Here is a 25359-nt window from a genome sequence, read left to right as displayed (position 1 = left end):
AATGACTTTGCAAAGTTAACCTCGGAAATTGGAAAACTTGCAAAGGCACCCTATGGCCACCCAAAAGCTCTATGCGGGAGCGAAACTGCGCGAAATGCGTACGCGCCTGACCCTGACGCAGCGCGAATTTGCCGCCAAACTGGGCGTTTCACTGCCTTATCTGAACCAGATGGAGAACAACAACCGGCCGATCTCGACCACGGTTGTGCTGGCTCTGGCGCAGGAATTCGGAATGGATGTTACCGAACTCAGCACCGGCGACAGCGAACGTCTTGTTTCAGACATGCGCGAGGCGCTGGCCGATCCTGTTTTTGCCGACATACAGCCCCCTCTGGCCGATCTGCGCCTGACAGCTTCCAACGCCCCGGCCCTGGCGCGCGCGTTTATCGAATTGCACAAAACTTACCGGCAGACACATGAACGACTTGCCTCGCTGGACGAGGCTTTGGGGCGTGAAGATGCACGTATTCAGGCCAGCCCGTGGGAAGAAGTGCGTGATTTCTTCCACTATTGCGACAACTACATCGACGCCGTGGACAGGGCAGCGGAACTGTTTGCCAACCGCGCCGACGGCCCCGGCGGTATCCGGCAAGCCGCCCTGAGCAGCCTTTCAGAACGCGGAATTCAGGTGGTTTTTTCAGATATGGGCCCCTTGCGCGCTTATGATGTCGACAGCAAAATTTTGCGCCTGTCCTCCCGTGCAGCGCCGCAGACGCAGGTGTTCCAGCTTCTGTTACAGGTCGCGCTGATCAGTCAGGACCAGTTGCTGGAGGCGACGCTGGATTTCGCCAAGTTCCAAAGTGACGAAGCCCGCGCCATCGCCAAGATCGGTCTTGCCAACTATTTCGCTGGTGCCTCTCTGATGCCTTATACCGCGTTTTTGACTGCTGCTCAGGAAGAGCGTCACGATCTGGAGCTGCTCAGCAACCGGTTCGGGGCGTCGGTCGAGCAGGTTGCACATCGGCTGTCGACACTACAGCGTCCCGGCGCCAAGGGTATCCCGTTCTTCTTCGTCCGGGTTGATCAGGCGGGGACGATCACCAAGCGGCACTCGGCCACACGCCTGCAATTTGCACGCTTTGGTGGCGCTTGCCCGCTTTGGAACGTGCATCGGGCCTTTGAAACGCCCGGGCATTTCCTGCGACAGCTGGCGGAAACACCAGATGGCGTTCGCTATATCTCGCTGGCGCGGGATGTCTCAAAATCGGGGGGTTCGTTTGGTGCGCCCGTCAGACGGTACGCCATTGCGTTGGGGTGCGAGGTCCGCCATGCCCCGGCGCTTGTTTATGCTGATAACCTCGACATCAACAATGCCAGCGCTTACGAGCCCATTGGAATTTCCTGCCGCATCTGCGAGCGGCAAACATGTCACCAGCGTTCGGTTCCGCCGCTGGAACGCCGTCTAAGCATCGACACCCATATTCGCGGCACCCTGCCCTATGAAGTGAACTGATCTTGGTCTGGCGACTAAGCCCTATCTGCGTCACGTCTCTGGGCACGACGGGGGCATAGCCCCCGCCAATGAATTTAAGCCTTGGACAGGATCGCCCAGATCTCATCCTTCAGCGCCGCGCGTTTTTTGCGCAGGTCAACCTCGGCCAGTTCCTCCATGGGTTCGACATTGGTTTCGGCGCGGTGCACTTCGCGGTTGACCTCATGATATTCATCGGCCAGCCGGGCGAAATGCGCATCCGACTGCTTGAGCTGGCTCATCAGTTCAACTTTGTCCGGAAACTCTTCGGCCAGTTCATGCGGGGTGTGAGACATCTCTGTTCGCTCCTTCATATGTCGTTGCAAACCAGTGATAGAAGCGTGATCGGGTTATCGCTTTGACCGGGATCAACTACCCGCAATAATCCCGCGAATTTCAAAAAAGCTCCACGCGCCATCCTGCCGTGCCGAGGGCAAGTTGTGCTGAAACGTGGCTCAACCTTTTCTGGACAAGAACGCTGAACCTTTTCCTAACATGCCCCCGGCAAGCGCTGAATAGCGTATTCAACCGGGAGCAGTTAAGTATCATTATCGCTGCGCGGTTGCCCAGCCGGGGTGGATCCACGGGCGATCATTGGCCTTGGGTAACGGGTCTTTGCCCAGCAGAGAATCCGATACTTTCTCGCCCACCATGATCGAGGGCGCGTTGAGATTGCCGTTGGTGATCTGCGGGAAAATCGAACTGTCCGCGACGCGCAGCCCGTCCACGCCGATGACGCGACCCTCGGGATCGACCACCGCACCTTTGTCATCCGCACGCCCCATCCGGCAGGTGCCACAGGGGTGATAGGCGCTTTCGGCATGTTCCGCGATAAAGGCGTTCAGCTCTTCATCGGTTTGCACAGCGGCACCCGGCTGAATTTCCTTGCCCGCATAGGGTTTGAAAGCGTTTTGTCCAAAGATTTCGCGGGTCAGCCGGATACAGGTGCGGAAGTCTTCCCAATCCTCTTCATGGCTCATGTAGTTGAACTTGATCACCGGCGCGTCTGCGGCTTGCGCAGATCGCAATGTGACCGCCCCGCGTGACGGGGACCGCATCGGGCCGACATGCGCCTGGAACCCGTGCCCCTCTGCCGCCGCCTGCCCGTCATAGCGAACTGCGATCGGCAGGAAGTGGTACTGAATGTCGGGATACTCCACACCTGGCTTCGACCGGATGAATGCCGCGCTTTCAAACTGGTTCGATGCGCCCAAACCTGTTTTGGTGAACAGCCATTGCGCCCCGATCAGACCCTTGCTGAACAGGTTCCAGTGCTTGTAGAGCGTAATCGGCTGTAGCGAAGCTTGTTGAATATACAGCTCCAGATGATCCTGAAGGTTCGCACCCACCCCCGGACGATCCGCAACGACGTTGATCCCATGTTCCGCCAGATGTGCGCCCGGGCCGATACCGGACAGCATAAGCAGTTTGGGCGAGTTGATCGAGGACGCGGCCAGAACGACCTCGCGCCGGGCCTTGATGATCTCTTTCTTGCCGCCACGGATTAGTTCTACGCCAGTGGCGCGACCGTTTTCCATAACAACTCGAGACGCAAGACCCCGCACGATATCACAATTGTCGCGTTTGAGCGCGGGCTTCAGATAGGCATTTGCCGCCGACCAGCGCCGCCCTTTCCAGACGGTCTGCTCCATCGGGCCAAAGCCTTCCTGCTTTTCTCCGTTATAGTCGCCGGTGACCTCGTATCCCGCTTGCTGGCCTGCATCGACAAAGGCCTGAAACAGTGGGTTTGCTCGTGGACCGCGCGATACGTGCAACGGCCCGTTGGTTCCGCGCCAGGCCGGATCGCCCCCATGGCCGCCGTCATGCCATGTCTCCATGCGTTTGTAATAGGGCAGCACATCCGCATAAGACCAACCGTCAGCCCCCATCTCGGCCCAGGTGTCGAAATCGCGTGCGTGACCGCGCACATAGACCATGCCGTTGATCGACGACGACCCGCCGATCACCTTGCCGCGCGGGCAGGCCAGACGGCGGTTGTTCAGATGCGGTTCGGGCTCGGACTGATACCCCCAGTCATAGCGCGACATGTTCATCGGATAGCTGAGCGCGGCAGGCATCTGGATAAACGGCCCCATGTCGGTACCACCGTGCTCGATCACAAGGACCGAGGCCCCACCTTCGCTCAGACGATATGCCATTGCGCAGCCTGCGGACCCTGCGCCAACGATGACAAAATCTGCTTCCATATTCACAACTCCTCGCCCGCCGGGTATGACGCCTCCGGCGGGAGTTTTTAATAAAGATGAAGAGGTTACTCGCCGCGTGGGAACCGGGCGTTTTCCTCGACGATGTTCAGATCCATATGATTGCGCATGTAGCGTTCGGACGCCTTTTGCAGCGGCTGATAATCCCATGGATAATATCCGCCTTGCCGCAGTGCTTCGTACACGACCCAGCGTCGCGCCTGACTGGCACGGACATCCGCGTCGAAGCGCTCCAAATCCCAGCGGGCCTCGGACTTTGCGCGCAGGGTTTGCAGCGTTCCCGCATGTTCGGGGCTGCCTGCCAGATTGGTCAGCTCATGCGGGTCTGCCTCGAGATCAAACAATTGATCCGGGTCCAGCGCGCATCGATTGTATTTCCACTTGCCATAGCGCAGCGACACCAGCGGCGCATACGATGCCTCGGCCGCGTATTCCATGGCCACAGGTGCGGTTCGTTCCCCGCCTTGCGCCAGCGGCACCAGGTTTTCACCGTCCGTCCATGGGGCGATCTCGGCCATGTCAACACCTGCCAGAGCCCCGAGTGTGGGTGTCACATCAATGGTGGAAACCGGTGTATCGATCCGCCCCGCAGGCAAATCCGGGGATGAAATCATCAAAGGAACGCGCGCCGAGCCTTCGTAGAAGTTCATTTTGAACCACAAGCCCCGTTCACCCAGCATGTCACCGTGATCCGAGACGAACAGGATGATCGCCTCTTGCCGTGTCGTTTCCAGCACTTCGAGGATTTCACCAATCTTGTCATCGAGATATGTGATGTTGGCTAAATAGGCACGGCGGGACTTGCGAATGTCTTCCTCGGTGATGTCGAAGTTACGCCAGTCATTGGCGTCGAAGATTCGCTTGGCGTGAGGATCCTGGTTTTCATAGCCGATATCAGCGATTTCAGGCAGCAGATGCTCGCAATCCTCGTAGAGGTCCCAGTATTTGCGCCGGGCGACATAGGGATCATGCGGATGGGTGAAGCTGACCGTCACGCACCATGGGCGGTCATCCTTGCCGCGCGCAAGGTCATACAGTTTGGCCTTGGCGTTATAGGCGACCTCGTCATCATACTCCATCTGGTTGGAAATCTCGGCAATACCCGCGCCGGTCACCGACCCCATGTTGTGATACCACCAGTCGATCCGCTCACCCGGCTTTCGGTAATCCGGTGTCCAGCCAAAATCGGCCGGGTAGATATCAGTTGTCAGGCGATCCTCAAACCCGTGCATCTGGTCCGGCCCGACAAAGTGCATTTTGCCTGACAGACAGGTGTAATAGCCCGCGCGACGCAGGTGATGTGCGTAAGTTGGGATATCGCTGCGAAACTCTGCCGCGTTGTCATAGACGCCGGTGCGTGAGGGCAATTGACCGGACATGAAGCTGGCCCGCCCCGGCGCACAAAGCGGCGACGCAGTATAAGCGTTGGCAAAGCGGGTCGACCGTTCGGCCAGTTTCTTCAGGTTCGGAGCATGAAGCCAGTCAGCGGGACCGTCGGGAAAGAGGGTTCCGTTCAGCTGATCCACCATCAGGATCAGAATGTTCGGTTTTGTCATTTTTCAGCCTCGAGCAGAGTATCGAGCACGCGCATTGCGTGGTTCACGGCCAGTTGCGGTTCTTCCGGGGCGCTGAGCGCTGCGCGAATATAGAGCCCGTCAATCAGGGCAATCATGTTCTCGGCCGCCTCAACCGGATCCTGTATCCTGGGACGCAGGGCATGGACCAGGTTCGATCTTATGCGCGCCTGATAGATCTGCCACAAACGCAGCGCGTCACTATTGGTCTGCGCCAACACGTAAAAGGTCATCCAGGCGGCAATCACGTCAGGTGTGAAACATGAGGGAGCAAAACAGGCGTGGATAATCGCCTCTGCCCGATTGCCCGGTTTGGCCGCTTTCAACTGGGCCCTGGCTTCGTCGCTAAAGTCAGCGAGGATCTGACGCATTGCGGCCAGAAATATCTGATCCTTTCCGCCAAAATAATGGTGTGCCAGTGCGCTGGACATGCCCGCGCGTTTGGCAATCTGGCTGACGGTTACATCCAGGGATTTCTTGACACCCAGTTCAGCAATCGTCGCTCGAACAATCGCGTCCTTGCGGATCGGCTCCATTCCAACTTTTGGCATCGCTTTCCCCATACAGGTGTCATGCGACCAAGCTAGGATGTTTTTATTGACTCGTCAATCAACGTAAGCGCAGAGATGTCTTGTTACAGCTTCGGCGCAATACTGGGAGGCGTCAAGTCCCGCCGGTTCAACATGAACTCGCGCCATGAGATGAAGCTTACTGCGCCCAGTATCAGGGTTCCGCCAGCCACAACCCATAGGTCGACACTTTCGTGGAAGATCGCTGCACCCACAAGCGTGGCCCAGATCAACTGCAGGAATGTGACGGGTTGTGTGACGGCCACAGGCGCGGCCTGCAACGCCAATGTCATGAAGTAATGACCTGCGGTCGCAAAGCTGGCCACCAGAAACAGAACCCCGAGTTCTTGCATACTGGGCCGGGTCCAGACGGCAACCGCAAAGGGGATCAAGGCGATGGTTACCCAGATGGAAAGGTGCGCCACGACAACCGAAGGTGGAACGTCGCGGACAAGAAGCTTGGCCAGCAAATAGGACCCACTTAGCATCAGGGCCGTTCCGAGCATGGCAAGGTGACCTTGTGAGACCTCGCGAAACCCGGGGCGCAGGATGACCAGCACGCCCACCAAAGCGACCAGAATCGCGGCGACCCTGCGAAAAGCCAGCTTCTCGCCCAAAAACAGGGCTGCACCCAAGGTGACATAAACCGGCGTCATGTAGTTCATCGCAGTGACTTCGGCCAAGGGAATTTGTGTCATGGCGAAGAACCAAAGCATGACAGCAATCGCGTGTACGACACCGCGCAAACCGAACAGCGTCAGCAGGCGGGGTGTCAGCCGGGTCGCCATGATCGACCGCAAGGCCGGTAACAGAAACACCAATCCCAGCGCATAACGCAGGAATGCGGCCTGGATCGGATTCATCGTCGTGCCCAGAGATTTGACCAATGCGGTCATCACAACAAAGGACAGCCCTGCGGCAAACATCCAGAACATACCGGCAAGCGGGCGCGACGAAACGGCAAGCGATGTCATGGCTTAGGTTGAACACCGAAACCCTGCCGGGAACAACCCTTCACATGACAACAAGTTTCAGTGCGATACCCAGCATTACGACACCGATCACTGCATCCAGCACCTGCCAGGCGCGCGGGCGCGCAAACACCGGAGACAGAACACCTGCGCCGTATCCAAGTGAAAAGAAGAAGACAAAGCTGGAAATGACCGCCCCGATGGCAAATCCGACCCGGTCATCATACTGTGCCGAGATGGAACCGATCAGAACCACTGTATCCAGATAGACATGCGGGTTCAGCCAGGTGAAGGCGAGAACGGTAAGCATCGCGGTTTTAAGGCTGGTTCGCGGGCCGTTGCCCGTTTCCATTACCGCGCCACCCCGCAGGGCAGACCCGAAGCTGCGCAGCCCATACCACGTCAGAAAAGCGGCCCCGCCAAATCGCAGTACAGGTTCAAACCAGGGGGCTGAATGCGCCAGAGTCCCGAACCCTGTGACGCCTGCAACAATCAAAACCGCGTCAGACATTGAGCAGGTCAGGCACAGAAGAAACACATGTTCACGCCGCAACCCCTGTCGCAAAATAAAGGCGTTCTGTGCCCCGATGGCGAGGATCAGACTGAAACCCAGCGCGAAACCGGCGATCATGGACGTGGGCATGGGACCTCCTGCTATTGCAAGACGTTGACTAAGGCCGTTGGTGCGATCTATCAAATTAAAGATGTTACCCCGAGTTAAGCCTGACTAATGTTGCTAGATCCTCTTCACCTGTCCGCTTTGGCTGCCATTCTGCGTCATGGCAGCTTTGATGCGGCTGCGGCAGAGCTGGCGGTGACGCCCTCGGCGATATCCCAGCGGATCAGGGCGCTTGAGGATCGGATTGGAGCCACCCTGATACATCGGGGCACCCCTTGCACCGGAACGCCCGCCGGGCTGCGCATCGCCCGTTACGCGGAAGATGTCGGACTGCTTGAGGCACAGCTGGTTCGAGAGCTTACGCTGGAGCAGGAATCAAGGTCCGCCCGCGTCCGCATTGCCGTACCGGCAGACAGTCTGGCCACCTGGTTTGTTGATGCGATGGCGCAGGTGCCTGACATGCTGTTTGATCTGGTGATCGACGATCAGGATCACTCCGCAGACTGGCTGCGGCGGGGCGAGGTAAGCGCCGCCGTCACCGTTGGTGGCCAGACAGTGACCGGGTGCGACGCGATCCCACTGGGCGTGTTGCGGTACCTGCCAACGGCCAGCCCGGAATTCATCAACACCTGGTTTCGGGACAAAGTGACCGAGGCAGAACTGGGCAAGGCACCCTGCCTGGTTTTCAACCAAAAGGACGGGCTGCAAAGGGCATGGATTGTTCAGCACACTGGCAAACGCCTTTCACCCCCGTCTCATTTCCTGCCTTCTTCACACGGATTTGTGGACGCGGCGATTGCCGGGCTTGGGTGGGGCATGAACCCCGCGGCTCTGGTGCGGGAGGTTTTGAAACAAGGGCTGCTGCGCCCCATTGTGCCCAATGCGCCGCTGGATGTCGCGCTGAGCTGGCAGGTTGGGCGTGTTCTTGCGCCCGCACTCAAACCTCTGACCCAGGCTGTAAAACGTGCGTCAGAACGGATTTTGCTTCCGCCTCAAAGCAGCTAAACAGACACGACATTTTCGGAGGGACCGATGTTCTCACGTGACGCTCTTGGCTATGACCCTATTCCCCTGCCAGACCGATGCGACATCAGCGATACAGACATGCTGGGCGCGGCGCAGGCATTTTATGAAAAGATGCGTCAGCGTCATACTATCCGGGATTTCAGCCCCCGCCCCGTTGCCCGTGAGGTAATCGAAACCAGTCTGCGCACTGCGGGTACCGCCCCGTCAGGCGCCAATCACCAACCCTGGCATTTTGCAGCCATCTCGGACCCTGCCCTGAAACACTGCATCCGGGAAGAAGCCGAAGAAGAAGAACGCCGGTTCTACGCAGGTGGCGCCGGGGATGAATGGATCAAAGCACTGGAGCCCATCGGCACCAACGCGGTCAAAGAACATCTGACAGTCGCCCCTTGGCTGATCGTGGTTTTTGCCCAGCGCTGGGGGCAGTTCGAGGATGGAACGCGGTACAAGAACTACTACGTCCCGGAGAGTGTAAACATTGCCACCGGCTTTCTGATTGCTGCGCTGCATCACGCGGGCCTCAGCACCCTAACCCACACCCCGAACCCGATGCGGTTTCTGAACGACGCGCTGGACCGGCCCGCGTCGGAAAAACCAACCATGATTATTGCAGTGGGGCATCCGTCAGAAGACGCGACTGTGCCTGCTGTGGCAAAACTCAAGAAACCCCTGGAAGAGATTTCATCCCTCTTCTGAGGCTTTCGCCACGCTCGCCGAAAACTCAATTCGAGGGCTGTTCCGCCTTTTTCCGTTCTGGTTGCATCATGCGGTAGCAGTTTATACAGGACACCAGACTGGCGACGACGATGAATGCGACGGCCATTGCGACCTCGTGCATATGGGCGACAGCGGCAAGGCCCGCAGACAACAACACCGCGGTTAAACGCGCGAACGCCTTGACCGCCGCCGATCCCCGTACCCGCTGCTCTTTGGGTGCCACATCCAGAAAATAGAGCTTACGCGCACTGCTGATCCCGGTCACCGCAACGGTGACAATGAACAGCGCAATTGCATGCAAGTGAACCTGATGGTCGATGCCCAAATAGTGGAACACCAAAAGGACACTGCCTGTTGCGGCGACCATCAATGTCCCGACCACCATGACCGCACGATGGGATTTCATGTTGATGATTTGCCACAGAGGACCCGATACAAGGTATCCCGAAGCGGAAGAAACGATCATCGCGGTCAATCCCTGTGTCGAGCTGTGATGCGCTTCGGCTGCGATGAGCGCGAAGAACGGAACAGACAGCGACACAGCAACCAAGGGCAGACGCATGATCATATACCGCCGGAACCACTGGTATTCGAACATGTCCAGAATACCCTTGATATTCGCCTTAATCGAAATGCCCCTTTCGGACTTCTGCGGCGTCGTCGGTGCACCCTCACGCACGGTTTCCGTCATCGCCAGCATGAACAGACCCGACAGAAGGAAGAATAAAACCGAAACGCCAATCATGACTGAATGGCGCGAAAAGGGTGGATTATCCTTGGTGATCTGATGCACCAGCAACGCAAGGCCAATGGCACATAGCCCCCCGGCACCAAGCTGCAGGTATTGCATGACCATGCGCGAACGCGCCTGAACGTGGTCCCCGAGCAGATCCGTAAGCATCAGGGTCTGCACTTCGCTGACAAGCCCGATCACCAAAAACACAGACAGGAAAACCACCGCGATCAATGGGACAGCCCCGGTTGCGGCCGCAGCGATTGCCAGAACCAGACAGGCGCCAATGACCGCTTCGGTCAACGCAATCGCACGTTTCTTCTTGCTTCTTGCCGCAACGGGTTGTGCGAGAAAGAAATCCGCAATCAAGCAACCGACCATCCGCACCGACACCAGCGCCCCCGCCACAAACATCGGCAACTCGAAGGAAACGGCTAGAAAAGGTAAAACAACCGACGGGCTGCCGAGCGTCCACGCGACCTGAGACAGGATACTTTGCCCGGCTAGGACGGGCACGTTGCGCTTGGTTCGATCGGAAGTTTCGGATGTCATTAGTACTGTGTCTTCGTGTTTCCTGGATTTCCGCCACTTTCAGCCTAGGCGCATCGACTGTTTCAGCCAATAATTCAATAAAACCATCAAAAACCAAAAAACCCGGCCGTTGCGACCGGGTTTCAATGAGCTGGTATGGGTCAGCTTAAAGCTGCGCCATGACCTCATCGGTGGCTTCGAAGTTGGTCGTGACACGCTGCACATCGTCATCGTCTTCCAGCGCATCGACCAGCTTCATCAGCTTTTGCATGTCCTCAAGGCCCAGTTCCGTCGTTGTGGTCGGTTTCCAGACCAACTTGGTGGATTCTGATTCTCCAAGCGCGGTTTCCAATGCAGAGGAGACATCGTTCAGATCGGTATCCGCGCACCAGATGATGTGACCGTCTTCCGAGCTTTCGACGTCTTCGGCTCCGGCCTCAATGGCGGCCTCAAAAATCGTGTCGGCATCGCCAGCATCTGCCGGGTAAATGACCTCACCCTTGCGGTCAAACATGAACCCAACCGAGCCGGTCTCGCCCAGATTGCCACCGTTCTTCGAGAACGTGGAACGAACGGTCGATGCGGTCCGGTTGCGGTTGTCGGTCATGGTTTCGACAATTACCGCAACACCATTGGGCCCATAGCCCTCATAGCGGATTTCTTCGTAATCGTCGCCTTCACCCGCTTGTGATTTCTTGATCGCGCGGTCGATCACGTCCTTGGGGACCGAGTTCGACTTGGCTTCTTTCACCGCCAGACGCAGGCGCGGGTTCTTGTCGGGATCGGGGTCGCCCATCTTGGCGGCCACGGTGATCTCTTTCGACAGTTTGGAAAACAGTTTGGACCGCGCGGCGTCCTGACGCCCCTTGCGGTGCTGGATGTTGGCCCATTTGGAGTGGCCTGCCATATTGCGTCCTCGTCATCATGTTTGCGTGTTCGGCGCTCATATAGACGTTTGCGGGGGGCAGGATCAAGAGAGCGGCTTGCGACGACCTCTCCGCCTTGTATGGTGACGGCATGACGACAGATCAGATCATACTTTTTGCCCTTTTCATCACTGTCTTCGGAATGCTGCTTTGGGGTCGGTTTCGATACGACCTTGTGGCTTTTGCCGCGCTTATGTTCGGCGTCATGCTGGGTGTTGTGCCGGTGGGTGGCGCCTTTGCGGGCTTTGGCCACCCGGCGACCATTATCGTCGCGCTGGTGCTTGTGGTCTCTGCAGGCTTGGTCAGGTCGGGTGCGGTCTTTCTGATCACCCGCACTCTGGTTGATGCGTCACGGGGGCTGGGCGCACATATCGCCCTGATGGGCGGGATCAGTGCGATTCTGTCGGCCTTCATGAACAATGTCGCGGCGCTTGCCCTGCTGATGCCCGTGGATATTCAGACCGCGCGCAAAGCGGGTCGGCCCCCCGGCCTGTCCCTGATGCCGCTGAGCTTTGCTACCATTCTGGGGGGCATGGTCACCCTGATCGGCACCCCGCCGAATATCATCATCGCTTCGATCCGGCAGGAAACGCTGGGCGAGCCGTTTCACATGTTCGATTTCGCCCCTGTTGGTGGAATTGCAGCGATTGCCGGTCTGGCATTTGTCGCGCTGATCGGATGGCGATTGATCCCCAATCGCGGCGTGCAACAAGAAACATCCGAGGTGCTGGCCGAATACATTGCCGAACTGACGATCCCGCCGGGCTCTGCCCATATCGGTAAACGGGTCAGCGAACTTTATGAAACGGCCGAAAAATCCGACGTGGCTATCATCGGCCTGATCCGGGATGGGAAACGGCGATATGGCCGGTCAACCCATGCCACATTGAACGACGGCGACGCGCTGGTGCTGGAAGCACGCCCCGAAGCACTGGACGAATTCCGTTCTGCGCTGAAACTGGATTTCTCGGACACGCGACGGCAGGAGCTGCTGACGGCTGAAGGCGAAGGTCTGGAAGTAATCGAAGTGGTCGTTCCCGAAAGCGCGCGCATAACCGGCCGTACTGCGCAGGGTATCGGGTTGGCCTGGCGCCAAAGTACCGTCCTGCTGGGCATCTCGCGTAAGGGTCGTCAGATCACCGAACAGGTTCGCAAGACCGAGGTTCAACCGGGAGACATCCTTCTGCTGCTTTGCCCTCGTGATCGCAGCGCTGATGTGACCGATTGGCTGGGGTGTCTGCCACTGGCCGAACGCGGATTGAACGTGACGGCAAACGACAAGGCCTGGTTGGCCATCGGTCTGTTTGCCGCTGCCGTCTTCGCAGCCAGTGTTGGGTTGATTTACCTTCCCGTCGCATTGGGGCTTGTCGTCATTGCCTATGTGCTGACCAAAGTCATGCCAATCACGGAGATCTATAACCACATCGAATGGCCCGTTGTCGTGCTGCTGGGTTCGATGATCCCACTGGGCAGCGCTTTGGAAACATCCGGCGGCACCGAGCTGATTGCCAATGCGCTGATTCAGCTGACCGACGGTCTGCCTGCATGGGCGATCCTGACGGTACTGATGGTCGTGACGATGACCTTGTCGGATGTACTGAACAACACCGCCACCGCCATCGTCGCGGCACCGGTGGGCATCCAGATGGCCCAAACGCTCGGGGTGTCGCCCGACCCTTTCCTGATGACCGTTGCCGTTGCGGCTTCGGCTGCGTTCCTGACGCCTATCGGTCACAAGAACAACACGCTGGTTCTGGGCCCCGGCGGCTATCATTTTGGCGACTACTGGCGCATGGGCCTGCCGCTGGAGGCTCTGATCATCGCGGTTTCCGTCCCCGCCATCCTTGTCTTTTGGCCGCTGTGACGGGTAAAGGCTGATCATGAAACGCTTTTTGATCCTGCAACTGCGCCCGGAAACGGATGCCTCCGACGCAGAATTTGCTTCGATCCTGAACCGCAGCGGGTTGTCGCCCGAACGCACGCATCGCATCCGTCTGGATCGCGAAGACCTGCCAGAAGGGCTGAAAGTCGCGGACTATGCGGGGGTAATTGTAGGCGGTGGGCCGGGATGCGTCAGTGATGACCCCGCAACCAAATCCGCGACGGATGCGCGGATCGAAGCCGCAATCCTGGGTTTGATGCCGCAGATTACCGCGCAGGATCATCCCTTCATGGGGTGCTGCTATGGCCTTGGTATTCTGGCGGTACATTTGGATGGCAACGTCAGCAAAGCCCGGTATGGCGAGCCTGTGGGACCGTCCAGGTGCCGCCTGACCCCCGAAGGACAACAAGACCCATTGACCGCAGAATTGGACGCCACCTTTGATGCGTTTGTTGGCCACAAAGAAGCGGTTCAAGCCTTGCCTGAGGGCTGCGTTCACCTTGTTGCGTCCGACCCCTGCCCGTTTCAGATGATCCGCTGGGGCCGGAACGTCTATGCCACTCAGTTCCATCCGGAAGCCGATGCCAAAGACTTTGAACAGCGCATCAACATCTACAGGAACCACGGTTACTTCCCGCCCGAAGACGCGCAGAAACTGATCGACCACTGCCATTCGGCAGAGGTTACGCAGCCCGGCGAAATCCTGCGCCGTTTCGTCCAGCGATACGAGTGACCCAACGGCGCGGTTGCCTGCGCCATTCCGCCTCGCTTAGGCTGATCTGACTCAACTTTGCGAGGGGATGATTGCGGATCATCAGGTTGCCATTGCCGGCCGCCTTGTTTTGCTGGCACTGCTTTCGGCCATCTTTGGCATCATATTGCCTGCCGTGGATCTGCCGTTCACCGCATTGTTCCGCCGCCGCTGAAAGGAGTGTTCATGACAAACAATACTGCAGATGCGATTATCGTCGGTTCCGGGTTGGCCGGGCTGGCCGCTGCGGCGGAACTGGGCGACCGGGGCAAGAAGGTGATCATTGTCGATCAGGAACCCGAAAGCTTTCTGGGTGGTCAGGCGTTCTGGAGCCTTGGCGGACTGTTCATGGTCGACACCCCCGAACAGCGCCGCATGGGTATACGCGACAGCCACGAGTTGGCGCTGCGCGACTGGATGGGCAGCGCACAGTTTGACCGTGACGAAGACGCGTGGCCCCGCAAATGGGCCGAAGCCTATATCGAGTTTGCGGCTGGCGAGATGCGCCCATGGCTGCACGAGATGGGCTTGCGCTGGTTTCCGGTCGTTGGTTGGGCCGAACGTGGCGGGTCTTATGCGACGGGGCATGGCAACTCGGTACCGCGCTTTCATATCACATGGGGCACCGGCCCCGGCGTTCTGGAACATTTTATCCGACGCGTCCGCGACCATGTCAGCGCCGGGTTGATCCAGATGAAGTTCCGCCACCAGGTCAGCCATATCATCATGCAGAACGGAACCGCCAAAGGTGTTTCCGGAGAAATTCTGGCCGATGACACCTCCCGGCGCGGCGGCAAAACCAACCGTGATGAGGTTGGCGAGTTCGAAGTTTATGCCCCGTCGATCATCGTCACGTCCGGCGGTATTGGTGGCAATTTTGATATGGTGCGTCAAAATTGGCCCCGGGACCGTTTGGGTGAGCCACCAAAAGATATGGTTGCAGGGGTGCCCTTTCACGTCGATGGCCGCATGATCGCAATCAGCGAAAAAGCGGGGGGCCATGTCATCAATGGTGATCGGATGTGGCACTACACCGAAGGCGTGCGCAACTGGGACCCGATCTGGCCCGCCCACGGCATTCGTATCCTGCCCGGCCCAAGCTCAATGTGGTTTGACGCCAGAGGTAACCGCCTTGCTCCGCCGTGCCTGCCGGGGTTCGACACATTGGGGACACTGCGTGAGATTCTGAAAACCGGGTATGAATACAGCTGGTTTGTTCTGACCCAGAAGGTGATCAAAAAGGAATTTGCGCTGTCCGGGTCGGAACAAAACCCCGACTTCACTTCGGGCAGCTGGAAAGAGGTTATCCGCCAACGCATTCTGTCAGGTTCCAGCGCAACTGCCCCGGTTGAGGCGTTCAAGGAAAAAGGTGAGGATTTTGTTGTCGCCAACACGCTGACCGAACTGGTCAATGGCATGAACCATCTGGGCGACACTCCGATAGACGAGGCTCATCTGCGTGCCCAGATCGAAGCCCGGGATTCGCAGGTCGACAACCCCTTTTCGAAAGATGCGCAGATGATGGCGATCCTTGCCGCGCGCAATTACCGCGGAGATAAACTGATCCGCACAGCCAAACCGCACAAGTTTCTGGATTCGGCCAACGGCCCGCTGATTGCCGTCAAGCTGCATATTCTGACACGCAAATCTCTGGGTGGGTTGCAGACCAATCTGGACAGTCAGATGATTGGATCAGACGGCAATGTCGTACCGGGCCTGTTCGCTGCTGGCGAAGTCGCCGGATTCGGCGGTGGCGGCTATCACGGCTACAACGCGCTGGAGGGCACATTCCTGGGCGGCTGCATCTTTTCCGGTCGCAATGCCGGGCGTTCAAGGGCCGTCGCCTGACGCACTTTCCCTGTTACTTGCGCACCAGTTTGATCACCGGTTGGCCCTGCGCATCTAGCAGAGCCAGAGCGTTGCCCTCCATCGCGAATGTCGTGACGTTCTGCAAGGCTTGCAGGAATTGCCGCTCAACCGCGTCCAGCGGGGGCGGGCACGCCATGAGTGTTGCCGCCATGTTGTCTGGAAACGCAATGCGATTACCGGAAATCTCGGCCTGACCGCTGAACCGGTTGCAGCCGCTGCTTCCTGAAAAAACCCCATCCTGACCAAAGACAAGCTCGGGGCGTTTCTCGGATTCGACAGGCGCACCATTCAGGCCCGAGGCGGCCCATTGGGTGTTGTCCAGCGCTTCCGCCCCCTGCCCCTGGACCTGAACCAACAGAAGATCAGCGGCATTTTCTGCCCCATTCGTCAGAACGGGGTAAACGGTATCTGTGGTGAACAGCAGGTTTTGCCCCTGCATCACAGATGCCCGAACGCTATAGCGATGAGCATCCATGATCAGTGCATCGTCATAGGTCAATTTGAACTGCGCGGGCACCCCACTCAGCGCATACCGTTGCGCGGCAAGCGTGACAGCGGGAGCATCGGCCAGCGAGATATCCTGAAGCTCGACATAAAGGGTTGCGTCCGGTGGCAGTGCAATGCGCTCTCGGTATGTGGCGGTCCCTTCAACTGCACCAGCAATGGCGACACCGCTTAACGCTGCCCAAGTTGCTGCACCCACCCATATTGCGCGACTTAATTGCTGCATAGGTCAATTCCTTTTGCAAACCCTCTTCGCAAAAGATCGTGTGCCCTTGGGTCTTTGCAAGATGTGCTTCGACAAAGTGGCAATTCTGCGCCGAAATCACAAAGGCCAGATCAACGGAATAAGCAGGGATGCCAGCAATCCGACTGTCAGATTTAGCGGAACACCCACCTTCATGAAATCGGTGAACCTGTAGCCGCCAGGGCCGTAGACCATCATGTTGGTCTGGTATCCGATCGGTGTTGCAAAGGACGCCGAAGCCGCGACCATAACGGCAACCACCAACGGGCGCGGGTCCATTCCGACGGCCTGGGCCAGTCCAATGGCTATTGGCGTGACCACAACCGCGACCGCATTGTTGGAGACCAGTTCGGTCAGCACCGAGGTCAGCAGGTAGATCGCCCAGATGATCAGGAAGGGCGGCAGAGCGCTTAGTCCCGGCGCCACGGCCTCGACAATCAGTGAAACCGCGCCAGAGCTGTCCAGTGACGCACCGATGGCGAGCATCGCGAAGATCAGCGCCAACAGGCGACCTTCGACAAAGGAGAACGCCTCGTCCGCGTCGATGCAGCGGGTCAGAAGAACCACGGCTACGGCCACAATCGACAACAGCAGGATCGGCGCGACACCCAGCGCTGCAAGGACGACGATCCCGACCAGCGCGCCAATTGCAATTGGCGCATGGCTGCGACGGAAGGCGCGTGCAGAAGGCTGGCTGACATCCACCATATCCATGTCCGCCGCAAGGCGCTGGATATCTGCCGGGGCGCCCTCCAGCAGTAGTGTATCCCCTACCCGCACCACCAGATCATCCAACTGACGACCAATACTCTGATTGCGGCGGTGAACGGCCAGAACATAGACACCATACCGGCGCCGCAACCGCAGCATTCCCAATGTCCGCCCCACCATCCGGCATCCGGGTGTGATCAGAACCTCGACTGTCTTGGTCTCGACAGCGGAAACCTGATCCACGCGCTTGAGCTCTTTGTTGGTCTGAAGGCTCAGAAGTTCGGTCATCTCGGTCCGCAGGACCACGCGGTCACCGACCTGCAATTCAACGCCCTTCAGATTGCGCCGCAGCGATTCATCGCCCCGGACCACGTCGATCAGACGCACGCCGGGACGTTTGAACAACTGAACACCGGTCACTTCACGCCCGATCAGGTTGCTGTCGGGCGGAATGACCGCTTCGGTGAAAAACTTCATTCTGGACCGGTCGCTGAGCAGCGAGGCCATGCTGTCCCGCTCGGGCAGTAATCTGGGGGCGATGAAGCGCAGATAGATCATGCCGTAGATCACCAGTGCAATTCCCAGCGGCGTGACCTCGAATATCGAAAAGGCTTTCATCCCCTGCGCGCGGGCCACACCATCCACCAGCAGGTTGGTGGACGTTCCGATCAATGTCAGTGTCCCGCCAAGAATGGCGGCATAGCTGAGCGGAATTAGAAGTTTTGACGCGGGTACATTCAGCGTACGGGCGATCTGAACAAAGACCGGGATCATGACCACAACAACGGGCGTGTTAGACACAAAAGCCGAGGCCAGAACGACAAACCCCATCAGCAATCCGATGGCAATGCGCGGGTTGACCTGCGCCTGCCTTTGCGCGGTCGACGTGAAGGCGTCCAAGGCCCCGGTCCGCACCAAGGCCCCCATGATGATGAACATCGCCCCAATCGTCCAGGGCGCGGGATTGGACAAGACCGCCAGCGCGCTTTGATAGGGCAATATCCCTGTGACCAGCATCAGTGAGACACCGCCGATGGCCACGACCTCGGTCGGATAAACCTCGCGCAGGAACATGACGAACATGCTCGCAACAATCAGCAGCGCCAGAATTGCGCTGCCCGTCTCTGTCAGTGAAAGGAAATTCATTCGTGGTATTCTGTCCGAACCCTGGCCCAAGCGCCTGATGACATGCAGTTTCACGCATTGCGCGTGGCAGGGCAAGCCCGACGTTCGTTAATCAGGCCCGGCTTGTTCCAAACGCCCACCAACGCGCACCATGCGAACAGATTTGGCCTGACCGTCGCGATCATCCGTTTCGACGAACACTCCGCTCAGCGTGGCCTCGCCATTGGCAGGGGTAAACCGGGTCTTGGGCATCCCGGTTATGAACCGGCGCATCGGTTCCTGCTTGTCCATACCAATGACCGAGTCATAGTCGCCGCACATGCCCGCATCCGTCAGATAGCCTGTGCCGCCCGGCAGAATCTGCGAATCCGCTGTCGGTACATGGGTATGTGTGCCCACCACAAGGCTGGCGCGCTTGTCGCAATAGTGACCCATGGCCATCTTCTCGGACGTCGCCTCACAATGCATATCGACAATGATGGCTTGTGCCTGCCCGCCCCTGGGGTGCGATTTCAGGATGGGCTCTATGGCCGAGAACGGGTCGTCGAATGGCCGTTTCATAAAGACCTGCCCCAACACCTGCACCACCAGAACCTTGCGCCCTCCGGGTGCGTTGAACAGCCGGTGCCCCCGCCCCGGCGCGCCCTTGGCATAGTTCACCGGGCGCACGATGCGCTGTTCTTTCTCGATATATTGCAGCATGTCCTTCTGGTCGAACGCATGGTCGCCCAATGTCAGGCAATCTGCACCGGCATCCAGCAGCAGCTTGGCGTGATCGCCGCTCAACCCCATGCCGTTCGACGCGTTTTCGCCATTGACCACAACGAAATCCAGCCGCCATTCATCGCGCAGGCGCGGCAAATGCTGCTGAACGGCCGCGCGCCCCGCACGCCCCATGACATCACCAAGAAACAAAATCCTCATGATCCGGGTCGTAGGGGCTGTGCTGGGCAATAACAAGGCGGAACCGTGAAATTTAAGTTGAGCCCGAACTTGAAATTGCTTGCAGGCGTGGCAAAGTCTTAGCCATGCGCTTATATCAAAAGGACATGTTGTGAAGTTATTGGCAATATTGACATTCGGCCTTGTGGTCGCTTCGGGCGTTATGGCGCAAGGCACAAAGACATCCATGCCCAATCCCGCGGCAACCTTTTGCGTCGAGAATGATGGAGTTTACCAACTTCGGAAGAACGAAGACGGAAGCGTCTTTGGTGTCTGCATCCTGAAGGACGGCACGGAAGTGGATGCCTGGGATTACTTGCGCAGCCATTTCGAACAGTAGCAGCTAGAACGTCAGCACCCGGCTTTCCGTGACAACCATGTCCAGCGGCTGATCGGTCGGCTCCAGTGGCAGATCCTGCGCCTCTTGCGCGTCAAAAGCGAAACCGATCGCCAGTGTCGCGCGCTTGCCTCGCAATCCTTCCAGCGTGCGATCATAAAATCCACCGCCATATCCCAGACGCCCGCCGTTGTCATCAAAAGCCACCAGCGGCACGATCAGGATCTCGGGGTCGAAATAATCATCGACCTCGGGCACTCTGGCACCGAATGGGCCATCTTTCAGCGGTCCTTCTGGCGTCCAGCGCGAAAATTTCAGCGGTTTTCCAGCGGCTTGGATCACTGGAACACCAACAGGCCCATAAGCCGAAGCTTCAGCCATGGCGGATACCGGGTCGATCTCGGTCCGGATCGGCATGTAGCCTGACAAGGGCACACCGCGATAACCCGCCAGAACCTCGGACAAACGTCCGGCTGCACCGGGAACACGCGTGTCGAACGCGACCTTGCGGCGCGCAAATGCCGCTTTGCGTGCAGCTGCTTTGATTTCAGTCAGATCGGTCACAATAGCACCACACTGGCAAGCCCAAGAAAGATGAAGAATCCCATGACATCGGTTGTGGTTGTCACAAAGGTTCCTGACGCCAGAGCCGGGTCAATTCCCAGACGATCCAGCACTACCGGTACTACCGTACCTGCAAAGCCCGCGATGATCATGTTCACGACCAAGGCTGACCCAATCACGACACCCAGCCAAGGTGAACCGAACCACAGCATCCCCACGGTCCCCAGTACAATGGCAAAACAGAGCCCGTTCAACATGCCCACCAGCAGTTCCCGCCTGATAACGCGCATCACGTTTGAATTGGTCAGATCGCGCGTCGCCAGTGCGCGCACTGCAACGGTCAGCGACTGAGTACCCGCATTGCCCCCCATGGATGCAACAATCGGCATCAGGATGGCCAGCGCGACAAGCTGGTCAATTGCCGCCGCAAATTGCGAGATTACCAACGAAGCACAGATTGCCGTGCACAGGTTTACCGCCAGCCAGGGCAACCGTCGCCGACTGGTCGCCGCGACACTGTCGGACAGAGAGCTTTCGTCGCTCACACCGGCAAGGCGCAGGATGTCTTCTTCGTGCTCTTCATCCAGAACGACCATCGCGTCATCGATGGTGATCACACCAACCAGACGCCCATCGGCATCCACCACAGGGGCCGAGATCAGGTGATACTGGTTGAAGGCGTAAGCCACGTCCTCCTCGTCCTGATCAACGGGGATGATGTGAAACTCCTCTTCCGCCAGATCGCGCAACGGCACCTCACGACGGGACGCCATCAGCTTGCCCAATGTCACCTGCGCTGTTGGTTTCAGGCGCGGATCGACCAGAACAACATGATAGAACTGCTCGGGCAGATCGTCATTGGCACGCATGAAGTCGATGGCCTGACCGACGGTCCAATGCTCGGGCGCCATGACGACCTCACGCTGCATCAAACGACCAGCCGAACTCTCGGGGTAAGCAAGCGCCTGTTGCGCCGCTAGCCGCTCGGAATCTTCGAGCGCGCCCAGAATGGCTTCCTGCTGCGGTTCCTCAAGATCTTCCAGAAGGTCAACGACGTCGTCGCTTTCCATCTCGCGCACGGCTTCCGCCAGAACCTCGGGGGTCAGGACGGCGATGATTTCCTCGCGGACCGCTTCGTCCAGTTCAGACAGGATGTCGCCGTCAAATTCCTTGTCATAAAGCCGGATCAGCCGCGCCCGGTCATAAGGATTGATCTGCTCCAGTAGGTCAGCGATATCAGCCGCGTGCAGTGGCTCCATCAGCTCAATCAGCTTGTCGCGATCATCCACATCGACGGCGTATAGGATCGCCGCCACTGTCCGGCGATCCAGCGCATACGCGTCATCGTCCTGGGGCAGATCGTGTTCGGCTTGATCACTGCCTGTCGTCATGCGCTGCCCCCTTCTTTCGGCGATTGGCCTCTAAATAGAAGAAGCAGCTACCAGAAAACAATGACAATGCGCCGATTTACCCACTTCTTTCGTCTGCCTATGCTACAGCGCGGTCCCAAACAGGTGGAGAACAGGGCAAATGGCGCAAAAGACGCTTTTGAAAGGGCGCGTTCTGAGTTTCACAGGCTCACCCTTTAACGGAGAGCCAACCGAAGCGACCCGACTGGACGAAGCTGTCGTGATTGACAAAGGACGCGTTGCTGATGTCGGCGCGTCTGATGCGCTGATGCGGCGTCACCCTGATGCCGTCATCAAGGACCATGGCAATCACCTGATCATTGCAGGTTTCGTTGACCCGCATGTGCACTACCCACAGACGGCCATGATTGCCAGTTGGGGTAAGCGGTTGATCGACTGGCTGAACACCTACACCTTCCCCGAAGAGATGAAGTTTGGTGATCCTGAATACGCCTCTGAAATCGCCAACCGTTATCTGGATCTGACTGCCGCCCATGGCACCACGACGATGTGCAGTTTTTGCACCATCCACCCCGAAAGCGTGGATGCCTTTTTCACTGCCGCGCAACAACGGGGACAGCGCGTGGTCGCGGGCAAGACCTGCATGGATCGCAATGCGCCTGAAGGTCTGCGTGACACAGCCCAGACCGCCTATGACCAATCTGCCGCGCTGCTTGAGAAATGGCACCGTGTCGACCGCCTGTCCTATGCCATCACGCCCCGGTTTTCACCTACGTCCACCCCTGAACAGCTTGAGGCCATGGGCGCGCTTTGGGCGGAACATCCCCATTGCCTGATGCAAACCCACCTGAGCGAGCAGACAGACGAAATCGAGTGGGTCCGCTCCCTGTTCCCCGATGCGTGGGACTATCTGGACACTTACGAAAAGTTCGGGCTGCTGGGGCAGAACGGACTTTATGGGCATGTCATCCATCTGGAAGACCGGGAACGCGATCGTCTGCGCGAGGTTGATGCGTCGCTGATCCACTGCCCCACCTCGAACACCTTCATCGGGTCGGGTCTGTTCGACATGAACGGCTTGATCCACGATGGCCACCGGATCGGTCTGGCCACAGATACAGGTGGCGGATCAAGTTTTTCAATGCTTCGCACCATGGCTGCCGCTTATGAAATCGGTCAGTTGCGTGGGCGCCCCCTGCATCCGGCGCAATTGCTGTGGCTGGGTACAGTCGGGTCGGCGCGCAGCCTGCGGATGGATGATTGCATCGGCAACATTGTTCCGGGAATGGAGGCGGATCTGGTCGTGATTGATCTCGCCTCGACCCCGGCCATCGCCCAGCGCGAAGCTTGTGCAAACGATGTTTGGGAGGCAATCTTCCCGACCATCATGATGGGTGATGATCGGGCTGTGGCCGAGGTCTGGATTGGTGGGCGGCAGGCCGCTTAGGCCTGCAACCCCTTGGCAAGACTGTTTTGACGCTCAATCACGCGGGGCAGGTCAATCGTCGTGATATGCCCATCCCGCACGATCTGGCGGCCTTCGACAAACAGGTGCTTTACTTGCATCGGACCGGCCAGAAGCAGAGCTGCCGGGTCCCAGCTGCCTGCGCATTCGATACTGCGCATATCCCAGACAGCGACATCCGCGCGTTTTCCCGGCATAAGCCGCCCGCAGTCGGGACGCCCCAGCACATCGGCCCCGCCACGTGTTGCAATCTCCAATGCTTCGCGGGCCGACATCGCATCCGCCCCATTGACCACCCGTTGCAACAGCAGCGCCTGCCGGGCCTCAAGCATCAGATTACCGTTGTCATTACTGGCCGAGCCATCAGCGCCGAGGCCTACCTTTACCCCCGCATCGCGCATCGCCCGCACCGGCGCGATGCCTGATCCCAGACGGCAGTTCGAACATGGGCAATGAGCGACGCCGGTTTTGGTGCGCGAAAACAGATCAATCTCGGCCCCGTCCAGCTTGACGCAATGAGCGTGCCAGACATCCGGGCCGGTCCAACCCAGATCTTCGGCGTATTGACCGGGCCGACAGCCGAACTGAGCCTGTGAATAGGCGATATCTTCATCGTTTTCAGCCAGATGTGTATGCAACATCACGCCTTTGTCCCGTGCAAGAAGGGCTGCATCTCGCATCAGGTCCCGGCTGACGGAAAACGGTGAACACGGGGCAAGACCTACGCGGCACATCGACCCTTCTGACGGATCGTGAAAAGCATCCACGACGCGGATCATGTCGTCCAGAATGGCAGTTTCTTCTTCCACCAGACTGTCCGGAGGCAGGCCGCCATCGCTTTCACCAATACTCATCGCGCCACGTGTCGGGTGAAATCGCATCCCCAACTCGGATGCGGCAGCAATCGTGTCCTCCAGCCGCGAACCATTGGGATAGAGGTACAGGTGATCAGAACTGAGCGTACAGCCTGACAGCGCCAGCTCTGCCAAACCGATCTGGGCCGAGGTGAACATCTCGTCCGGTCCGAACTTCTCCCAAATCGGATAAAGTGTTTGAAGCCACCCGAACAGCAATGCGTCCTGCCCGCCCGGCACCGCGCGGGTCAACGTTTGGTAAAGATGGTGATGGGTGTTCACAAACCCGGGTGTCACCAGACAGCCCGAAACATCGTGAACCTCGCCTTGTGTTTGCAATCCGTGCCCGATCCCCGCGATCTGGCCGTCGCGGATCAGAATGTCCGCCGCGGGGAGCTCCTGCCGGGACTCGTCCATCGTCAGGATCAGATCAGCGTTTTTGAGTAGGATTTCTGTCATGTCGCGCTCCTGCATCTGCCCGTCTCTTGCAAGGAGTGCGAAGGTCGGCGGAAAACGGGCTTAAGAACCGACCGGGTATTATGTACCCGCCATCGGGATCTGCGACAACAGGTTTCAGAATCGACGCAGGATCTTAAGGGCCTCTGCATGTATTTCTGCGTTGGCTGCGGCCAATGCCCGACCGCCCTCATGCGCCGGGCCGCCTTGCCAATCGGTCACAATTCCGCCTGCCGCCTGAATAACCGCGATAGGGGCCTGAATGTCATACGCGTTCAGCCCAGCTTCGATCACCAGATCTGCTTGCCCTGCGGCCAACAAGGCATAAGCGTAGCAGTCCATTCCATAACGCGTCAATTGCACCTGCTCCGACACGGCCTGAAACCCGGCCCGGTCATCCGGGGTGCCGACTTCAGGAAAAGTGGTGAACAGCGTCGCCTGTGCCAGAGATTTCGTCCCCCGTGTTTGCAGCTTACTGGTGCCCTGTGGCCCTGTAAGGTGCGCACCAGCTGTCGATCCGACAAAGCGTTCGCCAATGTAGGGCTGATCAATCACCCCCATGATCGGCCCGTCTGCTGTGCTGAGCGCGATCAGAACGCCCCAGGTTGGTGTGCCACTGATAAACCCGCGCGTGCCGTCGATGGGGTCCAGAACCCAGGTTCGGCCACTGCTGCCCTTGTGCGCACCGTATTCTTCACCCAATACGCCATCTTCAGGGCGCAACCGGGACAGCACTTCTCGCATGGCTTTTTCAGCGGCCCGATCCGCTACGGTGACTGGGTCAAACCCTTCGGTCAGCTTGTTCGCAGTTTCCAGATTGGTCTGACGGAAAAAAGGAAGAATGGCCGCGCGTGCCGCTTCGGCCATTTCTTCTGCAATTTTAATGTCGTTTAAACTCGCCGGATGCATGGCACTCTGGTGCG

The 25359-nt window shown here is 58.4% G+C and carries 24 protein-coding genes; 9 read left to right on the top strand and 15 right to left on the bottom strand.

Annotated elements, in window-relative coordinates:
• Nucleotides 1-52 precede the first annotated feature (52 nt).
• On the top strand, nt 53-1453 hold the full coding sequence (locus AC2FLO_RS08230; protein WP_496752741.1) for a helix-turn-helix domain-containing protein: 1401 nt from the start codon (nt 53-55) through the stop codon (nt 1451-1453).
• A 74-nt stretch (nt 1454-1527) separates the two neighbouring features.
• On the opposite strand, the gene AC2FLO_RS08225 is transcribed toward AC2FLO_RS08230, so the two are convergent.
• The 6 genes from AC2FLO_RS08225 to AC2FLO_RS08200 all read right to left on the bottom strand — a co-directional run bounded on the left by AC2FLO_RS08225 (nt 1528) and on the right by AC2FLO_RS08200 (nt 7453).
• Entirely contained in the window at nt 1528-1767 is a 240-nt protein-coding gene (locus AC2FLO_RS08225; RefSeq protein ID WP_209504591.1) for an HP1242/YdcH family protein, read from the bottom strand.
• A 252-nt stretch (nt 1768-2019) separates the two neighbouring features.
• The gene (betA, locus tag AC2FLO_RS08220) at nt 2020-3678 is read right to left on the bottom strand and encodes a choline dehydrogenase (protein WP_267365205.1); all 1659 of its coding nucleotides are present in this window, start codon (nt 3676-3678) and stop codon (nt 2020-2022) included.
• 65 nt (nt 3679-3743) lie between these two features.
• Entirely contained in the window at nt 3744-5252 is a 1509-nt protein-coding gene (gene betC, locus AC2FLO_RS08215; protein WP_496752743.1) for a choline-sulfatase, read from the bottom strand.
• Nucleotides 5249-5821, bottom strand: a complete 573-nt coding sequence (gene betI, locus AC2FLO_RS08210) for a choline-binding transcriptional repressor BetI (protein WP_267365208.1) — start codon at nt 5819-5821, stop codon at nt 5249-5251. Before betI ends, betC begins: the two co-directional genes overlap by 4 nt.
• A gap of 83 nt (nt 5822-5904) precedes the next feature.
• Nucleotides 5905-6813 carry a DMT family transporter gene (locus AC2FLO_RS08205; protein WP_209504595.1) on the bottom strand — a complete coding sequence of 303 codons (909 nt, stop codon included), beginning with the start codon at nt 6811-6813 and terminating at the stop codon, nt 5905-5907.
• Between the two features lie 40 nt (nt 6814-6853).
• A complete protein-coding gene (locus AC2FLO_RS08200; RefSeq protein ID WP_496752744.1) occupies nt 6854-7453 on the bottom strand; it encodes a LysE/ArgO family amino acid transporter in 600 nt (199 codons plus the stop codon).
• Nucleotides 7454-7540: 87 nt separating this feature from the next.
• Between AC2FLO_RS08200 and AC2FLO_RS08195 the strand changes: the two genes are divergently transcribed.
• Together AC2FLO_RS08195 and AC2FLO_RS08190 are read left to right on the top strand one after the other, a co-directional pair.
• Nucleotides 7541-8434, top strand: coding sequence for a LysR family transcriptional regulator ArgP (locus tag AC2FLO_RS08195; RefSeq protein WP_496752745.1), 894 nt, complete (start codon nt 7541-7543; stop codon nt 8432-8434).
• Between the two features lie 27 nt (nt 8435-8461).
• Nucleotides 8462-9151, top strand: a complete 690-nt coding sequence (locus AC2FLO_RS08190) for a nitroreductase family protein (RefSeq protein ID WP_496752746.1) — start codon at nt 8462-8464, stop codon at nt 9149-9151.
• Between the two features lie 25 nt (nt 9152-9176).
• Here the strand turns inward: AC2FLO_RS08190 and AC2FLO_RS08185 are convergent, their stop codons facing one another.
• Both AC2FLO_RS08185 and AC2FLO_RS08180 read right to left on the bottom strand, forming a co-directional pair.
• Nucleotides 9177-10457 carry an MFS transporter gene (locus AC2FLO_RS08185; RefSeq protein WP_496752747.1) on the bottom strand — a complete coding sequence of 427 codons (1281 nt, stop codon included), beginning with the start codon at nt 10455-10457 and terminating at the stop codon, nt 9177-9179.
• Between the two features lie 145 nt (nt 10458-10602).
• On the bottom strand, nt 10603-11343 hold the full coding sequence (locus tag AC2FLO_RS08180; RefSeq protein WP_480481976.1) for a YebC/PmpR family DNA-binding transcriptional regulator: 741 nt from the start codon (nt 11341-11343) through the stop codon (nt 10603-10605).
• 110 nt (nt 11344-11453) lie between these two features.
• Here AC2FLO_RS08180 and AC2FLO_RS08175 point away from each other — a divergent pair, with 110 nt between their 5' ends.
• From AC2FLO_RS08175 to AC2FLO_RS08160, 4 genes are all read left to right on the top strand, one after another.
• Nucleotides 11454-13226, top strand: a complete 1773-nt coding sequence (locus tag AC2FLO_RS08175) for an SLC13 family permease (RefSeq protein WP_496752748.1) — start codon at nt 11454-11456, stop codon at nt 13224-13226.
• A gap of 16 nt (nt 13227-13242) precedes the next feature.
• Complete coding sequence (locus tag AC2FLO_RS08170; RefSeq protein ID WP_496752749.1) at nt 13243-13977, top strand: glutamine amidotransferase; 735 nt, start codon at nt 13243-13245, stop codon at nt 13975-13977.
• Between the two features lie 67 nt (nt 13978-14044).
• Nucleotides 14045-14170 (top strand): hypothetical protein, encoded by a 126-nt coding sequence (locus tag AC2FLO_RS08165; RefSeq protein ID WP_480557642.1) that lies wholly within the window; start codon nt 14045-14047, stop codon nt 14168-14170.
• Between the two features lie 11 nt (nt 14171-14181).
• A complete protein-coding gene (locus AC2FLO_RS08160) occupies nt 14182-15843 on the top strand; it encodes an FAD-binding dehydrogenase (protein ID WP_496752750.1) in 1662 nt (553 codons plus the stop codon).
• 13 nt (nt 15844-15856) lie between these two features.
• Here AC2FLO_RS08160 and AC2FLO_RS08155 read toward each other — a convergent pair whose 3' ends face one another.
• The 3 genes from AC2FLO_RS08155 to AC2FLO_RS08145 form a co-directional block, all read right to left on the bottom strand.
• Nucleotides 15857-16594 carry a YbaY family lipoprotein gene (locus AC2FLO_RS08155; RefSeq protein ID WP_496752751.1) on the bottom strand — a complete coding sequence of 246 codons (738 nt, stop codon included), beginning with the start codon at nt 16592-16594 and terminating at the stop codon, nt 15857-15859.
• Between the two features lie 96 nt (nt 16595-16690).
• A complete protein-coding gene (locus tag AC2FLO_RS08150) occupies nt 16691-18469 on the bottom strand; it encodes an SLC13 family permease (RefSeq protein ID WP_496752752.1) in 1779 nt (592 codons plus the stop codon).
• A gap of 87 nt (nt 18470-18556) precedes the next feature.
• The gene (locus AC2FLO_RS08145) at nt 18557-19372 is read right to left on the bottom strand and encodes a TIGR00282 family metallophosphoesterase (protein WP_209504607.1); all 816 of its coding nucleotides are present in this window, start codon (nt 19370-19372) and stop codon (nt 18557-18559) included.
• A gap of 130 nt (nt 19373-19502) precedes the next feature.
• Here AC2FLO_RS08145 and AC2FLO_RS08140 point away from each other — a divergent pair, with 130 nt between their 5' ends.
• Nucleotides 19503-19730: a putative hemolysin gene (locus tag AC2FLO_RS08140; protein WP_496769178.1), complete on the top strand. Its 228-nt coding sequence runs from the start codon at nt 19503-19505 to the stop codon at nt 19728-19730.
• 3 nt (nt 19731-19733) lie between these two features.
• Here AC2FLO_RS08140 and AC2FLO_RS08135 read toward each other — a convergent pair whose 3' ends face one another.
• Nucleotides 19734-20291, bottom strand: a complete 558-nt coding sequence (locus AC2FLO_RS08135) for a 5-formyltetrahydrofolate cyclo-ligase (RefSeq protein ID WP_496752754.1) — start codon at nt 20289-20291, stop codon at nt 19734-19736.
• A complete protein-coding gene (mgtE, locus tag AC2FLO_RS08130; protein WP_496752755.1) occupies nt 20288-21682 on the bottom strand; it encodes a magnesium transporter in 1395 nt (464 codons plus the stop codon). The genes AC2FLO_RS08135 and mgtE overlap by 4 nt, the downstream gene beginning before the upstream one ends.
• Before the next feature lie 139 nt (nt 21683-21821).
• Here mgtE and guaD point away from each other — a divergent pair, with 139 nt between their 5' ends.
• The gene (gene guaD, locus AC2FLO_RS08125; protein ID WP_496752756.1) at nt 21822-23108 is read left to right on the top strand and encodes a guanine deaminase; all 1287 of its coding nucleotides are present in this window, start codon (nt 21822-21824) and stop codon (nt 23106-23108) included.
• Here the strand turns inward: guaD and AC2FLO_RS08120 are convergent.
• A complete protein-coding gene (locus tag AC2FLO_RS08120) occupies nt 23105-24439 on the bottom strand; it encodes an 8-oxoguanine deaminase (RefSeq protein WP_496752757.1) in 1335 nt (444 codons plus the stop codon). The genes guaD and AC2FLO_RS08120 overlap by 4 nt on opposite strands.
• Nucleotides 24440-24553: 114 nt before the next feature.
• A complete protein-coding gene (hisN, locus tag AC2FLO_RS08115; RefSeq protein ID WP_496752758.1) occupies nt 24554-25345 on the bottom strand; it encodes a histidinol-phosphatase in 792 nt (263 codons plus the stop codon).
• Nucleotides 25346-25359: the final 14 nt, after the last annotated feature.

It is taken from the genome of Ruegeria sp. TASC047, from assembly GCF_059612445.1.
The sequence above is the reverse complement of the archived record's forward strand: the minus strand, read 5'-3'. Positions and strand labels throughout refer to the sequence as shown.

What these genes read in the sequence shown, in the direction of transcription:
- AC2FLO_RS08205 (WP_209504595.1), bottom strand. Translation starts at nt 6,813, where the DNA reads ATGACATCGCTTGCCGTTTCGTCGCGCCCGCTTGCCGGTATGTTCTGG.
- AC2FLO_RS08185 (WP_496752747.1), bottom strand. Translation starts at nt 10,457, where the DNA reads ATGACATCCGAAACTTCCGATCGAACCAAGCGCAACGTGCCCGTCCTA.
- AC2FLO_RS08145 (WP_209504607.1), bottom strand. Translation starts at nt 19,372, where the DNA reads ATGAGGATTTTGTTTCTTGGTGATGTCATGGGGCGTGCGGGGCGCGCG.
- AC2FLO_RS08200 (WP_496752744.1), bottom strand. Translation starts at nt 7,453, where the DNA reads ATGCCCACGTCCATGATCGCCGGTTTCGCGCTGGGTTTCAGTCTGATC.
- betC (WP_496752743.1), bottom strand. Translation starts at nt 5,252, where the DNA reads ATGACAAAACCGAACATTCTGATCCTGATGGTGGATCAGCTGAACGGA.
- betI (WP_267365208.1), bottom strand. Translation starts at nt 5,821, where the DNA reads ATGCCAAAAGTTGGAATGGAGCCGATCCGCAAGGACGCGATTGTTCGA.
- AC2FLO_RS08160 (WP_496752750.1), top strand. Translation starts at nt 14,182, where the DNA reads ATGACAAACAATACTGCAGATGCGATTATCGTCGGTTCCGGGTTGGCC.
- mgtE (WP_496752755.1), bottom strand. Translation starts at nt 21,682, where the DNA reads ATGACGACAGGCAGTGATCAAGCCGAACACGATCTGCCCCAGGACGAT.
- betA (WP_267365205.1), bottom strand. Translation starts at nt 3,678, where the DNA reads ATGGAAGCAGATTTTGTCATCGTTGGCGCAGGGTCCGCAGGCTGCGCA.
- AC2FLO_RS08225 (WP_209504591.1), bottom strand. Translation starts at nt 1,767, where the DNA reads ATGTCTCACACCCCGCATGAACTGGCCGAAGAGTTTCCGGACAAAGTT.
- AC2FLO_RS08180 (WP_480481976.1), bottom strand. Translation starts at nt 11,343, where the DNA reads ATGGCAGGCCACTCCAAATGGGCCAACATCCAGCACCGCAAGGGGCGT.
- AC2FLO_RS08150 (WP_496752752.1), bottom strand. Translation starts at nt 18,469, where the DNA reads ATGAATTTCCTTTCACTGACAGAGACGGGCAGCGCAATTCTGGCGCTG.
- hisN (WP_496752758.1), bottom strand. Translation starts at nt 25,345, where the DNA reads ATGCATCCGGCGAGTTTAAACGACATTAAAATTGCAGAAGAAATGGCC.
- AC2FLO_RS08190 (WP_496752746.1), top strand. Translation starts at nt 8,462, where the DNA reads ATGTTCTCACGTGACGCTCTTGGCTATGACCCTATTCCCCTGCCAGAC.
- AC2FLO_RS08170 (WP_496752749.1), top strand. Translation starts at nt 13,243, where the DNA reads ATGAAACGCTTTTTGATCCTGCAACTGCGCCCGGAAACGGATGCCTCC.
- AC2FLO_RS08175 (WP_496752748.1), top strand. Translation starts at nt 11,454, where the DNA reads ATGACGACAGATCAGATCATACTTTTTGCCCTTTTCATCACTGTCTTC.
- AC2FLO_RS08120 (WP_496752757.1), bottom strand. Translation starts at nt 24,439, where the DNA reads ATGACAGAAATCCTACTCAAAAACGCTGATCTGATCCTGACGATGGAC.
- AC2FLO_RS08165 (WP_480557642.1), top strand. Translation starts at nt 14,045, where the DNA reads ATGATTGCGGATCATCAGGTTGCCATTGCCGGCCGCCTTGTTTTGCTG.
- guaD (WP_496752756.1), top strand. Translation starts at nt 21,822, where the DNA reads ATGGCGCAAAAGACGCTTTTGAAAGGGCGCGTTCTGAGTTTCACAGGC.
- AC2FLO_RS08195 (WP_496752745.1), top strand. Translation starts at nt 7,541, where the DNA reads ATGTTGCTAGATCCTCTTCACCTGTCCGCTTTGGCTGCCATTCTGCGT.
- AC2FLO_RS08230 (WP_496752741.1), top strand. Translation starts at nt 53, where the DNA reads ATGGCCACCCAAAAGCTCTATGCGGGAGCGAAACTGCGCGAAATGCGT.
- AC2FLO_RS08155 (WP_496752751.1), bottom strand. Translation starts at nt 16,594, where the DNA reads ATGCAGCAATTAAGTCGCGCAATATGGGTGGGTGCAGCAACTTGGGCA.